Genomic DNA, 14,033 nt, shown 5'->3' on the forward strand with positions numbered 1-14,033 from the left:
CGCGCATGTGCCCAGCGCCGGCCCGTTCGATCAGCCAGACTCGCTCGTCCCTCCCGGTGAAGAGAGAGGACGACGAGATGGCGAACAGCGCACTCCTTGTGATGGACGTTCAACGGGACATCGTGGACATCGCCGACGACGGTTCCGGATATCTGCCGCGCCTGCGCCGCGCGATCGACGGCGCCCGCGCGGCGGGGCTCCCCGTGATCTACGTGACCATCGGCTTACGGCCGGGCAACCCGGAGGTCAGCACACGCAACAGGGTGCTCACCGCCGCCGTTGAGGGCGGCCTGTTCACCGAGGGTGCCCCGGGCACCGGGATACACCCCGCCGTCGCGCCCCACCAGGACGACATCCTGGTCACGAAGCGGCGGGGCAGCGCGTTCTCCGGCAGCGACCTGGACCTGGTGCTGAGAGCACGGGACATCAACGCGCTCGTCCTCACCGGCATCGCCACCAGCGGCGTCGTGCTCTACACCCTGTGCCAGGCCAACGACCTGGACTTCGCCCTCACCGTCCTGCCGGACGCCTGCCTCGACACCGACCCCGAGGTGCACCGGCTCCTGACGGAACGGCTGTTCCCCCAGTGGGCGGCCGTCCTCCCCACCGACACCTGGCTGAAGACCCTCAGCCGCTGATGTCCAGCGCCGTTCCGTACAGCCGGTGCGCCTTCAGCCGGATGACGAGCCTGCGGTCGGCGACCAGCTGTTCCAGAAACGCCCCTTCGTCCTCCGGCTGGGCCGCCTCCGGAACGATCGCGAGCAACTCCCGCCCGACCGCGTCACCCGGCACCGCCGTGATCCCGGACATCTCCGCCTCGCCCTCGGCGACAGCGAACGACCACACGTCCCCGCCCGACACATGCAGGGCCGCGCGCGGGTCACGCCGCAGATGCTGGACCTTGACCCGGTCGGCCGTGGTGGAGAACCGCACCGTGCGGCTGTCGGGGTCCCAGCTGTAGAGCATGGTGGTCAGATGAGGATGGCCACTGCGCTTGGTGGTGGCGAGCGTGCCGAACTGCTGCTCGCCCAGCAGGTCGGAGAGTGCTTCGTCGGACAGCAAGCGAGGTGCGGGACCAGGATTCATGGCGGGGGAACTCCCCGCATGCGCCCAGGAATTCCCCGACCGGCGGAAAACCAGGCCCACTTGACGTCACCGACACCTCTCCCCGGCCGATCCGGCACAGGGGAGAGGACGCACCCCGCCAGGGGCGCGGGGAACTGCGCGCCCAGCCACGACCGGTCCGCGCCCGGGGACGCACGACACAGGGGCAGCCCCCTCTCCGCGCCGGGAGCGGGATCCGGGAGAGGGGCCAAGGAGCAGCCCCCCCCGTGACCGCGGCCTTTTCCGGGCCCGCCACGCGTCCTAACGCGCGGCGGCGTGCTCGTTCAGGCGGTGGGCCAGGGCGTGCACGAGATCGCGGAGGGCGGTGGGGTGTTCGATGACGAACGGGCTGTCGAGGGCGGCGAGTACGGGAGGAATCCAGTCCAGCCGCTCGGCCCGGATCCGCACCCGAACCCATCCGGTGTGTCCGTCGCCGGCGGAGCCGGTGTGTCCTTCGGCGGCGGAGGGGGAGTTGGAGGGGTCGTCGGCTCCCGAGCCGTCGGAGCCGGCCGCACCGTGATCGGCCGGGTCCGTCCCGTGGGCCCCGTCGGGTGCGGCGGGCGGGAGCGTGGTCAGGGTGGCGATGTCGGCGGGGAGGTGGCGGCGGATGTGCGGGACGGTGGCGCGGACACGGAGCGACACGTCGTGGGCCCACGGTGTGCGGGCGAGGCTGGCGAGCACCGTGGACGCCGGGTCGAACTCCGCCGGGACGGTGAACGAGCCGGCCCTTACGGTCATGGCGGTGATCCGGTCCAGCCGGAAGGTGCGCACCTCTTCGGTGGCCGGATCGGCACCGGTCAGATACCACCGTCCGGAATGGGCCACGAGGCCATAGGGGAGAACGGTGCGCTCGCTGCCGCGGCCCTTCCTGTCCGTGTAGGCGATCGCCACCGGCCGCTGATCGCGTGCGGCCTCGGCGAGTGTGAGGAGGACATCCGTTTCCGGCGCGGTGCCGGGACGGGGCCGCGCGGTGAAGTCGGCCGTCTCCAGCAGCGCCTCAAGGCGCAGTCCCAGAGCTTTGGGCAGGACCCGGCGCAGCTTCGCCGCCGCGCTCTCGCTCGCGGCGGCCGAGGCGGCGAGCAGCCCGGCACGCCGGCCGGTCAGGAGGCCGAGCAGAACGGCGAGGGCCTCCTCGTCCGTGAGCATCAGCGGCGGCATCCGATAGCCGGGAGCGAGCCGGTAGCCACCGTGGCGGCCCCGCACCGAGTCGATGGGCACCCCGAGGTCGAGCAGGTGCCCTACGTAGCGGCGGACGGTGCGCTCGTCCACGTCGAGGCGGGAGGCCAGATCGGGGACGGTACGGAGGCCGCCGCCCTGAAGGATCTCCAGCAGGGCGAGCACTCGGGCGGTCGATGTGGTCACACCGGAAAGTCTGCCGCAGATACCGGGCGGATTCTGCCCGGTATAGCTCCTAGCCTTCGAGGCGTTCCCACCATTCGACCTCCCCGCGCTGATAGGAAGTGCTTCATGAACTTCGTTTCAATTCGTGTCATTACCGACGATGCCGCCCGCATGGTCGCCTTCTACGAGCAGGTCACCGGCGTCACGGCGACGTGGCCTGCCCCTGTGTTCGCCGAGCTGGTGACGCCCTCGTGCACGCTCGCGATCGCCGACAGCAGCACGGTGGCGCTGTTCGGCGCCGACTCCGCCCGAGCGGCGGCGAACCACACCGTGATCACAGAATTCCGCGTCGGCGACGTCGACGCGGAACACCGGCGTCTGTCGGCACTCGGCATCGAGTTCGTCCAGGAGCCGACAACGATGCCGTGGGGCAACCGTTCCCTCCTCTTCAGGGACCCCGACGGCAACCTGATCAACTTCTTCACGCCCGTCACGGAAGATGCCCTGCGGCGCCAGGACCGCCAGCAGACGCCGTCGGCGTGAAACCGTAGGAGCGGGGCGGCACTTGGGCCGATGGAGCGGGCGGAGCAGGCGGCGGGATCATGGGGCCGGGTCATCGGGGCTTGTGCTGCGGTGAGCCGTCACCCGGAGCCGGGGGACGTACGCGGGATGTGAGCGGCCCCGCCGGCGCGGGGCCCACCCGCCGCACGCCGGGGGGGTACGTGGTCCGTCCCCGTACAGCCCCCGGCAGCTCCGCTGCCACCCACTCACGGGCCACCCACTCACGGGCCGCCGCCGAGCAATCTCACGGCAAGCACGCCCTACGCACCGACACCCGCGCCCGCACTCGCCCCCGGACCCCCGTCCGGGCCTGCACTCGGCCCCGGCCCCCCGTCCGCACCCGCACCCGATCCCGAGTCCGCTCCTGACCCCGAGTCCGCTCCTGACCCCGCGCCCGCACCCCGCGTCGGCCTCCCCTCCGGCCGCCGTGCGCGGTTGCGGACGTGGACGGCGATGCCGGCGAGCCCGGCGACGGCCAGGGCCTCAAGGCCGATGAGGTAGAAGGCCGGTGACAACTGGTTGCCGCTGGAGTCGATGAGGGCGGTGACGATGTACGGGGCGAACCCGCCGAACGCGGCGTTGGCGATGGAGTAGACGATCGACAGGTAGGAGTTGCGGACGTTGCCCGGGGTGAGTTCCGACAGCATCGCCGGTGTCGGCCCCGCGGTGAGCCCGAGGAAGGCCGCGAACAGGACCACTCCGATTCCGATGCCCAACGCCCCGCCATGGATGAGGAGTTGGTAACAGGGAACGGCGAGCACCGCCAGCCCGGCCGCGCCCACCATCATGACCTTCCAGCGTGCGAAGCGGTCGGACAGCCAGCCGCCCAGCACGATGAAAGCGGCGTACGCCGTCAGCCCGACGAGCGAGGCGGTCAGCCCTTCGGAGAGTTCCCGGCCGAGCACACCGTCGAAGAACGTCGGGAGGAACTGGAGCGTGACATATCCGCCGGCCGTCCAGGACACGATCGCGGCGGTGCCCGCGACGATCATGCGCCAATGGCCTCGGAAGACGTCCTTGACCGGGCTGTCGGCGACCTCGCCCTTCTCCTGCATGGCGGTGAAGGAGGGCGTCTCCTCGACGTGCCTGCGGATGTACCAGCCGCCGATGCCGAGGGGCAGGCCCAGCAGGAACGGGATGCGCCATCCGTCCGAGTAGAGGAAGTCGTGGCTCATCCAGCTCGTGAGCGCGGTACCGAGACCGGCCGAGACGGCAAGGGCCACGGCGATGCTCGCGGCCTGCGCGGAACCGAACAGGCCGCGCCGCCGCGACGGCGCGTGCTCGAACAGCAGCGAGGCGGCGCCGCCGAACTCGCCGCCGGCCGACAGCCCTTGGACGAGACGCAGCACCGTGAGCGCGAGCGGTGCCAGGAATCCGGCGGAGGCGTACGAGGGCAGCGCTCCGATCAGCGTCGTCGCACCGGCCATGGTGAGAATGACGACGGACAGTACCCAGCGCCGCCCCCTCTTGTCGCCGAGGTGACCGAAGACGACCGCGCCGACCGGACGGAGGACGAACGCGGCACCGAAGATCGCCAGCGTGGCGAGAAGGCCGGTCAGCCCGTCGGAATCGGGGAAAAAGTTCTTGGCAAGAACGGGTGAGAAGTACCCGTAGATGGCGAAGTCGTACCACTCGACGAAGTTACCGGCGGCGGCTGCGACGACGATCTTGGTCTTGCCGGACCCCTTTGTCTTCACCGGGTCTCCTTTGGCAGTCGGACGGGCGGCTCCATCCGTCGCGCTGCGCGGGGATGTCTGTCGCTCGGCACTCAGAACCAGGCCGTTGCACGATCTGGTATGACGTTTTACCAGTCAAGCTAAGTCCCGGACGATGCGCCGTCAAGCAGTGCTGTGACCACGCCCCCGGCCCCGCCCCGGCGCTTCCCGCCCACCCGCACCGGGGCTCGGTGGCGTCCCGCCGAAGCCCCGCCGTGGAGGCGTGGTGGCGGTAACTACCCGTACGGGTAGGGGAGTTGAGGAGGCGGCGCGCCCGCTGTTCCGCAGGATGTGTGCCCGCCGTGCGGGCGCCGTGCGGACAGTGGGTGCCCGCCGTCCGCGCCGCGGGGAACCGGCCGCACGTGAGGGACGGACCAGGGCGCGGTGCGAACGGTCCGGCGTGGCCCCGCATGCCGCGTAAGGCCCCGGCCAGGTGCCGGGGCACGCGCTGGAGCAGGGGCGATCAAGCTAGTGTGGGGAGCAGCCTTGGGGAGGATTGCACACGATGGCCACTCTCGCTGATGTAGCGAAGCGGGCAGGGGTGTCGGTCGGGGTCGTCTCCCGACTGCTCAACGGTGACGACACCCTCCGCGCACGCGAGGAGACGAAGCAGCGGGTCAGGGCCGCGGCGGCGGAACTGGAGTACACGCCGAACTACGCCGCGCGCGCACTGCGCAAATCCAGGGTCGGCGTGATCGGCCTGGCGGTGCACGACGCGAGCAACCCCGTCTACAGCGAGATCATCGCGGGCGCCCAGGCCGAGGCGACGAAGGCGGGTTACGCGCTCATGCTGTCGGACGTCGACGCGCTCGCCACGGACGACGAGAGGTTCAAGCGGTTCGTCTCCGGCGGTGCGATCGACGGGCTGCTCCTCCAGCGGGCCGGTACCTCGGCCGACGCCCTGGTGTCGAAGATCGCCTCGGGCGAAGTGCCGACCGTGCTGCTCAACGACCACACCAGGGGCGCCATCGGCAGTGTCGCCGTCGACGACTACGCGGCGGCCCGTCTCGCGGTCTCGCATCTGATCGAGCTGGGGCACAGGGACATCGCTCTGCTCCAGGTCGACGGGCCCCGTAGCCGTGCGACCCGTCGGCGCAAGGGCTGGGCCGACGCGCTGGAGGCGGCAGGGCTGGAGGCGCGGGCTTCCCGCGTCTTCCGCGGTGGGCACACCGCCGAGCAGGGCTATCGCGGCATGAGCGAACTGCTCATGGAACCCACCCTGCCCACGGCCGTGTTCGCGGCCAATGTGCTCTCCGCCGTCGGTGCGCTCAGTGCCGCGTACGACAGGGATGTGCAGGTGCCCGACGGTATTTCGCTGGTCGGTCTCCACGATGTCTTCGTCGCCGACTTCCTCCAGCCGCGGCTCACGGTGGTGCGCCTTCCGCTCTTCGAGCTGGGCGCCAGGGCGGTCACGCTGCTCCTGAGCCAGATGGAGAACGAGCCGGCCCGGCACGAGAGCATCCAGACGCCGGAGCCCGTCATGGTGCTCCGCGCCTCCACGGCTCCGCCCGCGCGTCACTGACCGAAACCCGCCTTTGCCCGGCCCGGGGAGAAGAGGCTAGGGTGGTAAGGCGTTTTACCAACCTGATGCCCACCCGGCGCGTGACCCGGTGCCGCAGCGTGCCGACCGGCCCGGAGTGTGGCGTCTGACGAGCCGGACGAGGAGGTCTTGATGCGGAACGCGAGCCGCCTTCAAGGAATCACCTGGGACCACCCGCGCGGCATCGACGCCCTCCGTGCGGCCGGCGACGAGTTCGCACGGGCAACGGGGACGGCGATCGACTGGACCGTCCGTTCGCTGCGGGAGTTCGAGGACACCCCGGTGGTCGAACTGGCGGCGGCGTACGACCTCGTCGCGCTCGATCACCCGTTCATCGGTGACGCGGTGGACGCCGGTGCGCTGCTGCCGCTCGAGACCGTTTTCCTCCCCGGCGAACTGGCCGAACGGGCCGGGGACTCGGCCGGTGCCAGCCATGACAGCTACCACTGGCAGGGGCGCCAGTGGGGCGGCGCCGTCGACGCCGCGTGCATGGTCGGCGCCCATCGCGCGGGCGCCGTTGCGCGCGAGGAGATACCGGACCGCTGGGACGACGTCCCCGGGTTCGCGCGGCGCCACGGGCAGGACGCGGTGCTGCTGGCCGCCAACCCGACCCACCTGTGGGGCACCGTGCTGTCCCTGTGCGAAGCGGGCGCGAACACCGCCGTCGGTCCCCCTGGCGGCTGGCGGCGCGGCGCCGACGGGCGCCCGTACTGGTGGGAGGACACCGGGATCGACCCCGCTGTGCTGGGCGAAGCGGTCGAACGGGCCCGCCATCTGCTGGCGTTGTGCGCCCCCGAGTCGCTGGAGAGCGATCCGGTCACCGTCCTCGAACGCCTCGCCGGCGCCGACGACCGCGCGCTGTACAGCCCGCTGGTGTTCGGCTACATCACCTACGCCAGACCCGGTGAGCGCGAAGCGCTGGTGGCGTTCAGCGACGCACCGCGGATCGGCGAGGCCCCCGTCGGCACGCTGACGGGAGGGGTGGGGCTCGCCGTCTCGGCCGGCTCGGCCGGCTCGGCCGCCGGAAGGGAAGCGGCGGCGTTCGTACGCTTCGCGACCTCGGCCGATACGCAGGCAGGATGCGCACACGACGCCGGAGGGCAGGCGGGCCGCCGCTCCGTGTGGACGGACGAACGGGTCGACGCCGAGGTCACGCACTTCTACCGGGACACCCTCGCCACGATGGACCGCTCGTTCCTGCGCCCCCGGCTCCCCGGCTACCCGGCCTACCAGCGTGCGGCGGCGGAGACGCTGCACAGCGGCGTGGTCACCGACGTACGGACGCGGGAGATCGTGACCTCGCTCGGACAGCTGTGGCGCAAATATGTCCGCGTCTGATCCAGGACCGGGCGGCGCCAGCGCCCGCACCGCCGCCGGGGCCGGCACCGTCGCGCGGCCCCGCACCATCGCGGAACAGTTCGCGCGCGTCGAATCCGCCTACGGAGACCGCCGGGCTCTGCGTGCGGCGACGGCCGGGGCTGAGCCGGTCGCTGAGGGGCAGGAGGCTTCCGGCTGGCTGACGTTCGCCGAGGTCGCGGAGTTGGCCGGGGCAGCCGTCGCACATCTGGCAGGGCAGGGCGCGGTCGCCGGCGACCGGATCGTTCTCGCGCTGCCGAACAGTGTGGTGCTCCGCGTCCTCGACCGGGCCGTACTCGGCGCCGGGCTCGTACGGGTGGCGCTCTCCCCACGGCTGCACGCCCGCGAGATCGCCGGCATCGCGGCCGACTGCGGGGCCCGGGTGGTCTGCTGCGGCCCCGAGGCAGCGGCCGGCATCCGTACGGCTCTCGCCGCCGTCGGATCGGCGGCCACGGTGACGGCCTGTTCCGACCGTTCCGGCCGCTCCGCCGGCTCCCCCCGTCCTTCCGGTACGGCACCGCGGCCCGGCCGTCCGGACGCGGCGCTCTCCCCGGCGTCGTTGGCTGAGCAGGCGCGTGCACCGCTCCCCGTATGGCCCGCACCGGCTCCTTCCGACACCGCGATGCTGATGTACAGCTCAGGGACGACCGGTCGCCCCAAAGGCGCCGTCGTCACGCACGCGGCCTGGGTGGCGCAGACGGACCGGGCGCTGGGCGAACTGCCGTCGGTCGGACCCGGCGACGTGGTTCTCGCGGTGGCGCCCATGAGCCACTTCGGCGGGTCGATCGGGCTCGACTGCGCCGTGAGCGGCGCGGCAACGGTGACGATGGCGCGCTTCGACCCTCGTACGGTCCTGGAGGCCGTCGCGGCGTACGGCGTGACGGTCATCCCGCTGGCGCCGATCATGCTCGAACGGGTGGCGCGTGCGGCGGGCGGACCGCTGGCCTCCCTGCGAGGCGTCAGGGCCGTGCCGTACGGCGGCTCGCCCATCGGCGCCGACTCCCTGGCGCTGGCCGAGCGGGTCTTCCCGGGCGTTCTCACCCAGTTCTACGGGCTGGCCGAGGCGCTGGCGCCGCTCACGGTGCTCTCGCCAGCCGACCACGCCTCGGGGGTGCCGGAGCGCCTGGGTTCCGCGGGGCGGGCCGTCGGCGGTGTCGAGCTGCGGCTCGTCGGCGAAGAGATCGTGGTGCGCTGCGACACCGTGATGGCCGGTTACTGGAACCGCCCCGAGCTGACCGCTGAGGCGGTCCACGACGGCTGGTTCCGTACCGGCGACCTGGCCCGTGTCGACGCCGACGGCTATGTCCATCTCACCGGCCGCTCCAGCGAGTTGATCGTGACCGGCGGGTTCAACGTCCAACCCGCCGAGGTCGAGCGGGTGGTCGCCGAGGTACCCGGAGTGAGCGAGGTCGCCGTCGTGGGCCTGCCCCACCCGGTGTGGGGCGAGGGCATCACGGCCGCGGTCGTACTCGACGGCGGCCCGGCCACCGGCACCCCGGGCGAGGGCGTCCTCGCCGGCATCGCGCACGCCTGCGCCGCGGCGCTGGCCGGCTACAAGAAACCCGTGGCGGTGCACGCCGTACCGGAGATCCCCAGGAACCCCGCAGGCAAGATCGACCGCAGGACGCTGCGGCAGCTGCTGTCCGACCGAGAGGAACACTGAGCATGCAAGCGCTCGACGCCATCCGCGTCCTCGACTTCACACAGATGATGCTGGGCCCGTACGCCACCCAGGTACTGGCCGACCTCGGTGCCGATGTCATCAAGGTGGAACGCCCGGCGGGGGAGTGGGAACGCGACCTCTCCATGATGGGCGGGTACGTGGACGGGGAGTCCGCCGCGTTCCTCGCGATGAACCGCAACAAGCGCTCGGTGGCGCTCGACCTGAAGGACCCGGGCGCCAAAGAGGCGTTGCTGAAGCTGGGCGCGACATGCGACGTCGTCGTCGAGAACTTCCGCCCCGGCGTGATGGACCGACTCGGCCTCGGATACGAGGACTTCAAGGCCGTCAGGGAGGACATCGTCTACTGCTCGGGCTCGGGCTGGGGCCAGGACACCGGCTTCGCCAGGGAGGGCAGGCCGGGCCAGGACCTGCTCATCCAGTCGATGTCGGGGCTCGCCGCTTCGACGGGCCGCGCCACCGATCCGCCCACCCCGGCGGGAACGGCCATCGTCGACCACGCCACCGCGCTCACCCTCGCCAACGGCATACTGGCCGCGCTCATCGCCCGCAACACCCACGGCATCGGCCAGCGGGTCGAGGTGGATCTGTACTCGACCGCGATCGCGATGCAGTGCCAGGAGATCTCCGCTTTCACGAACCAGGGCACGGAGTACCAGCGTTCGCAATCCGGCATCGGCCAGGCGTGGCTGTCGGCGCCGTTCGGTGTCTACGAGGCCCGTGACGGCTGGCTCGCCATCGCGATGGCGCCGCTCGAAACGGTCGCTGCGGCCGTCGGCTGCACCGGCCTCGCCGACTTCGACGCCTGGGCCCAACGGGACGAGGCCAAAAGGGCACTTGAGGCGGTCACCCGGACGAACACCGTCGAGCACTGGCTCGACGCACTGCTCCCGGCCGGCGTCTGGGCGGCACGGGTGCGCACCACCAAGGAGGCGGTGGACGAGCTGCGTCACGAGGGCTCGGACCTGCTGGTGAACCTCGAAGGACCGGCGGGTACGCCGATCGAACTCGTGGGATGCCCCGTCTCGCTCAGCGCGACGCCCTGGCGGCAGCGCCTCGCCCCGCCACGGACGGGCGAGCACACGGCGGCCGTACTCGGCGAGGTGCTCGACGCGCGGAGCGTGGCCCGCCTGGTCGGTGATGCCAGGTGAGTACGGGCCATGAGCAACCCTCCGTGACGGCGGGACAGGTCGAGTACCCGCACCCGCACCTGGCGGTCCAGGATCACCCGGCCCACCCAGTCCACCCAGCCCACGCGGTCCACATGGTCGGTGACGGCGGTGGGAGCAGGGGCGGGAGCGGGAGCGCGGGCGGCGAAGAGGGCGGCGACCGTGACGACGACCGCGGGACCGTACGGGTGCTGAGGATCGACCGCGAGGACAAGCTGGGCGCGCTGTCGGGCGAACTCGTCGCGGCACTCGGCGAACAGATCGTCCGTGTCCGGCAGGACCGTGGCGTCCGTGCGGTGGTCCTCACCGGCACCGGTCGCGGCTTCATCGCGGGCGCCGACGTGGGCGAGTACTCCGGTGCGAGCACCGACGCGTTCATGGAGTACCAGCGCAGGTCACGCCAGGTCTTCGACTCGCTCGAACGACTGCCGCAGCCCAGCGTCGCCGCAGTGAACGGCTACGCCTTCGGCGGCGGTTTCGAGATCGCGCTCTGCTGCGACTTCATCGTCGCCTCCCGCCGCGCCAGGTTCGCGCTGCCCGAGGTCACCCTCGGCCTGATCCCGGGCGGCGGGGGCACCCAGCGGCTGGCGAGGGCGGCGGGTACCAGGTTCGCCAAGGAGCTGGTGATGACCGGCCGCAGGGTGAGCGCCGACGAAGCAGCACGCCGTGGCCTGGTGACCGAGGTCGCCGAACCGGAGGAGCTGACGGCACGCGCCCTCGCCTTCGCCGCTCTCCTCGCGACGCGGGCGCCCCTGGCGGTGCGCGAGGCCAAGCGGGTCATCGACGGGGGAGTGGGCCAGGCACTGGACGCGGCGCTCACGGCCGAGCAGTCGGCGCTGGGCGGGCTCTTCGGCTCCGCCGACGGCCAGGAAGGCATCGCCGCCTTCATGGAGAAGCGCGCCCCCCGCTTCAAGGGCGCCTGACACCGCCCGCCCGTAGCTCGCGCCCCGCTCGTAGCCCGCCCGTCCCGGCAGGGTGACAGCCGGGACGGGCGGGACGGGCGGGCGTGGAGACAGGGGGAGACGGGCGTGGGGCAGGGGAGAGTGGTCAGGTCGCGGGCGCGGGCACAGGTTCGGGCAGGGCGCGGTTGCGGGTCGTGTGGAGGACCCGGCCGGCGACCACGACCAGCGCGATCAGCACTCCGCCCGCCGCCAGGGTGCCGCGCGGCCCCACGACCTCCATCAGCACGCCGATGAGGGCCGGACCTGCCAGGCCCCAGCCCGTACTCGCGCTGCGCCACACACCCAGCACGCGGCCTCGCATCTCCGGAGGCGGGTCCGTCTGGAGGATGGTGGTGCCCGCCGTGTCGGATATGGACTCCAGCACGGCCATGGGGGCCACGAGCAGCATCAGCAGGAACAGGCTGGGCGAGAACCCGGCCGCGACCTGGAGGAGCGCCCCTGTGGCGGCGAGCGTCCCGACGAGCCGGACCGACGGCTTCTGGAGGCGGCCCGCGAGGATCGCGCCCGCGATGCCACCGCCGGCGAGGATGGTGGAGACGGTGCCGAACGCTTCCTGACCGCTGGCCAGGGGCCCCGTGACCAGGACGGCGAGGGTGAGCGAGTAGTTGCGCCCGAAGATGGCGCTGACGCCCGTGATCACGGCGAGGGCCACCAGCCGGGGCCGCTGTACGAAGAACGCGATGCCTTCCCGCGCGGTGCCCCGCTGGGCGCGCTTACGGGACGAGGGCTTGCCGTCGGACGTGGCGGGGTCGGCGGGCGCGGGTCTGTTCTCCTCCTTGACCGCGAGCTTCAGGAACGGGATGACGGCGGCCACGAAGAGGAACGACAGGCCGTTGGCGCCGTAGGCGACCGCCATGCCGAAGACACCCACCACGACGCCCGCCAGCGCGGCCCCCGTGAGCCGTCCCGCGCTGTGCACGAGTGACCCCAGAGCGATGGCCGACGGTACGTCCTTGGTCGGCACCAGGTCGTTGCCCAGCAGCGAGGTGGCAGGGCCGTCCACCGTGGCGATCAGTCCTGTGACGGCGGCGAGCACCATCAGGACGGGCATGTTCAGCATGTCGAAGGCCACCAGCGCCGCCGTGACGAAGGCGACGAGGCCCAGCACCGCCTGGCTCACGGCCGCCGTGAGCTTGCGTGGCCAGGCGTCCACCACGGCGCCGCCCGCAAGACCGAGCAGCAGCCCCGGAGCCGCCTGCACGGACAGGGAGAGGCCGGTGGCCGCGGCTGAACCGCTGATCTGCAGTACCAGAAGGTTCTGCACGGTGAGCTGCATCCACGTGCCGGTGTTGGAGACGAAGTTCGCGACCGACCACCACCGCAGGCTCCGGTGACGCAGAGCCCGCCAGGGAGTGCGGTCCTCCTTGTCGCGGGGTGTGCCTTCGGGTCCGGCGGTCTTCGTTCGGCGTGGTGAGGGGATTCGGGGCAGGCTGCGGCCTCGCGAGGGGCGCTCGACGGGCGGAGCGGCCTCGGGCGGCGCGGGTGCTGAAGTCATGTGGGGGAACCAGGCCAGGCACGCGGAGGAGACAGGGTGCCCCGGGCAGCGGCTGTGCTGGGCGGGGTGGCGGACGAGGCAGGCCGGCGCTGATCGCGAACGCGGTGGCCAGGCCGGCAACGGCGCTTCAGCCCCCCATGTTCACAAACGTGAGCGCGGTACTCGCCCCGAACCGGCGGTACCTGGCGCACCGGCTCCCTCAACTGGCACAGCTGCCATGGGGGTTGAGCGGTGTATGCCCTTCATCACAGCGGGCGGCAGCCCGCCGCCTGCCCCGTGTTTCCTGACGCTGGGGAGTCGTTCGTGCGCGAACGCTACGGGCTGCGACGGCGACTTGGCCGTCCGCAGTCCCGCACGTCGGTCGTCGACAGCGGTCGGACGGCGGTCCCGGACGGCGGTCCCGGCGGGTGCTCCCGATGGGCGCTCGCGGCGAGCGGTTCCCGGCGGACGGCCTCCGGGCCGGGCCCCGTGTGGAGGGGGTGGTCACGGGTGGGTGCCGGGAGGGCGTAGGGTGAGGTCTACCGACGCGGGGTGGAGCAGCTCGGTAGCTCGCTGGGCTCATAACCCAGAGGTCGCAGGTTCAAATCCTGTCCCCGCTACTGCGCACAGGGCCCGGATCCTTCAGGATCCGGGCCCTTTCGCGTGGCCTCACCGCTGCGTCGGCACGGCCACGGACGGCGGCGGCCCCCACGGCTCCTCCAGCGCGGCCCGCAGCGCGTCCACCGCCTCCCGGCCGAGGCGGTCAGCGAGCCGTTCCTCCAGCGCTTCGAGGAGGGACTCGGCCCGGCTGTGCGCGCGTTCCCCCTCGGGGGTGCGGCGGATCAGCCGCTGCCGCGCCGACGCGGGGTCGGGCACCTGCTCCAGCAGCCCGCTCCGCATCAGCCCGTGCACGGCCTGGTGCGCGGTCTGCCGGGTGACACCCATGCGCCGGGCCAGCTCGGAGACCGTGGTGCCCTGCTCGTCCAGCACCGTGAAGAGCTGGAGCTGGGTCGGCGAGACGGGGGTGGCGTCCGCCTCGTCCAGCGCCGCCAGCAGCGCCTCGTCGAACCAGCGCCTGGCTTCACCGAGCAGCTGGGGGAGATTGCGGCGGGTGGGGTGCATCTGTTCCT

At 72.1% G+C, this 14,033-nt stretch carries 12 protein-coding genes and 1 tRNA gene; 8 read left to right on the forward strand and 5 right to left on the reverse strand.

The window, feature by feature from the left end:
* Window positions 1-77: 77 nt before the first annotated feature.
* The gene (locus NMN56_RS31185; RefSeq protein ID WP_274038713.1) at window positions 78-638 is read left to right on the forward strand and encodes a cysteine hydrolase family protein; all 561 of its coding nucleotides are present in this window, start codon (window positions 78-80) and stop codon (window positions 636-638) included.
* On the opposite strand, the gene NMN56_RS31190 is transcribed toward NMN56_RS31185, so the two are convergent.
* A complete protein-coding gene (locus tag NMN56_RS31190; protein WP_274038714.1) occupies window positions 628-1,086 on the reverse strand; it encodes a PPOX class F420-dependent oxidoreductase in 459 nt (152 codons plus the stop codon). The two genes, NMN56_RS31185 and NMN56_RS31190, sit on opposite strands and share 11 nt — an antisense overlap.
* A gap of 279 nt (window positions 1,087-1,365) precedes the next feature.
* Entirely contained in the window at window positions 1,366-2,466 is a 1,101-nt protein-coding gene (locus tag NMN56_RS31195) for a helix-turn-helix transcriptional regulator (RefSeq protein ID WP_274038715.1), read from the reverse strand.
* Window positions 2,467-2,571: 105 nt separating this feature from the next.
* On the opposite strand from NMN56_RS31195, the gene NMN56_RS31200 reads away from it, so the two are divergent.
* On the forward strand, window positions 2,572-2,988 hold the full coding sequence (locus tag NMN56_RS31200) for a VOC family protein (RefSeq protein ID WP_274038716.1): 417 nt from the start codon (window positions 2,572-2,574) through the stop codon (window positions 2,986-2,988).
* Window positions 2,989-3,266: 278 nt separating this feature from the next.
* Here the strand turns inward: NMN56_RS31200 and NMN56_RS31205 are convergent, their stop codons facing one another.
* Entirely contained in the window at window positions 3,267-4,703 is a 1,437-nt protein-coding gene (locus tag NMN56_RS31205) for an MFS transporter (protein WP_274038717.1), read from the reverse strand.
* A gap of 523 nt (window positions 4,704-5,226) precedes the next feature.
* Here NMN56_RS31205 and NMN56_RS31210 point away from each other — a divergent pair.
* The 5 genes from NMN56_RS31210 (at window position 5,227) to NMN56_RS31230 (ending at window position 11,390) form a co-directional block, all read left to right on the forward strand.
* Window positions 5,227-6,243 carry a LacI family DNA-binding transcriptional regulator gene (locus tag NMN56_RS31210; RefSeq protein WP_274038718.1) on the forward strand — a complete coding sequence of 339 codons (1,017 nt, stop codon included), beginning with the start codon at window positions 5,227-5,229 and terminating at the stop codon, window positions 6,241-6,243.
* Window positions 6,244-6,393: 150 nt separating this feature from the next.
* Window positions 6,394-7,599 carry a hypothetical protein gene (locus NMN56_RS31215; protein ID WP_274038719.1) on the forward strand — a complete coding sequence of 402 codons (1,206 nt, stop codon included), beginning with the start codon at window positions 6,394-6,396 and terminating at the stop codon, window positions 7,597-7,599.
* A complete protein-coding gene (locus NMN56_RS31220; protein ID WP_274038720.1) occupies window positions 7,586-9,280 on the forward strand; it encodes a class I adenylate-forming enzyme family protein in 1,695 nt (564 codons plus the stop codon). Before NMN56_RS31215 ends, NMN56_RS31220 begins: the two co-directional genes overlap by 14 nt.
* A gap of 2 nt (window positions 9,281-9,282) precedes the next feature.
* On the forward strand, window positions 9,283-10,449 hold the full coding sequence (locus NMN56_RS31225; RefSeq protein ID WP_274038721.1) for a CaiB/BaiF CoA transferase family protein: 1,167 nt from the start codon (window positions 9,283-9,285) through the stop codon (window positions 10,447-10,449).
* Between the two features lie 23 nt (window positions 10,450-10,472).
* Window positions 10,473-11,390, forward strand: coding sequence for an enoyl-CoA hydratase/isomerase family protein (locus NMN56_RS31230; RefSeq protein ID WP_274038722.1), 918 nt, complete (start codon window positions 10,473-10,475; stop codon window positions 11,388-11,390).
* Between the two features lie 124 nt (window positions 11,391-11,514).
* On the opposite strand, the gene NMN56_RS31235 is transcribed toward NMN56_RS31230, so the two are convergent.
* The gene (locus NMN56_RS31235; protein WP_274038723.1) at window positions 11,515-12,924 is read right to left on the reverse strand and encodes an MFS transporter; all 1,410 of its coding nucleotides are present in this window, start codon (window positions 12,922-12,924) and stop codon (window positions 11,515-11,517) included.
* 525 nt (window positions 12,925-13,449) lie between these two features.
* Between NMN56_RS31235 and NMN56_RS31240 the strand changes: the two genes are divergently transcribed.
* Window positions 13,450-13,523 (forward strand) — tRNA-Met (locus NMN56_RS31240).
* A gap of 49 nt (window positions 13,524-13,572) precedes the next feature.
* Here NMN56_RS31240 and NMN56_RS31245 read toward each other — a convergent pair.
* The gene (locus tag NMN56_RS31245; RefSeq protein ID WP_274038724.1) at window positions 13,573-14,025 is read right to left on the reverse strand and encodes a MarR family winged helix-turn-helix transcriptional regulator; all 453 of its coding nucleotides are present in this window, start codon (window positions 14,023-14,025) and stop codon (window positions 13,573-13,575) included.
* Window positions 14,026-14,033 lie beyond the last annotated feature (8 nt).

The organism is Streptomyces iconiensis (genome assembly GCF_028657195.3).
GTDB classification, from domain to species: Bacteria; Actinomycetota; Actinomycetes; order Streptomycetales; family Streptomycetaceae; genus Streptomyces; species Streptomyces iconiensis.

Coding starts and splice junctions, on each gene's coding strand:
- NMN56_RS31185 (WP_274038713.1), top strand. CDS start 78: ATGGCGAACAGCGCACTCCTTGTGATGGACGTTCAACGGGACATCGTG.
- NMN56_RS31190 (WP_274038714.1), bottom strand. CDS start 1,086: ATGAATCCTGGTCCCGCACCTCGCTTGCTGTCCGACGAAGCACTCTCC.
- NMN56_RS31200 (WP_274038716.1), top strand. CDS start 2,572: ATGAACTTCGTTTCAATTCGTGTCATTACCGACGATGCCGCCCGCATG.
- NMN56_RS31210 (WP_274038718.1), top strand. CDS start 5,227: ATGGCCACTCTCGCTGATGTAGCGAAGCGGGCAGGGGTGTCGGTCGGG.
- NMN56_RS31215 (WP_274038719.1), top strand. CDS start 6,394: ATGCGGAACGCGAGCCGCCTTCAAGGAATCACCTGGGACCACCCGCGC.
- NMN56_RS31220 (WP_274038720.1), top strand. CDS start 7,586: ATGTCCGCGTCTGATCCAGGACCGGGCGGCGCCAGCGCCCGCACCGCC.
- NMN56_RS31225 (WP_274038721.1), top strand. CDS start 9,283: ATGCAAGCGCTCGACGCCATCCGCGTCCTCGACTTCACACAGATGATG.
- NMN56_RS31235 (WP_274038723.1), bottom strand. CDS start 12,924: ATGACTTCAGCACCCGCGCCGCCCGAGGCCGCTCCGCCCGTCGAGCGC.
- NMN56_RS31245 (WP_274038724.1), bottom strand. CDS start 14,025: ATGCACCCCACCCGCCGCAATCTCCCCCAGCTGCTCGGTGAAGCCAGG.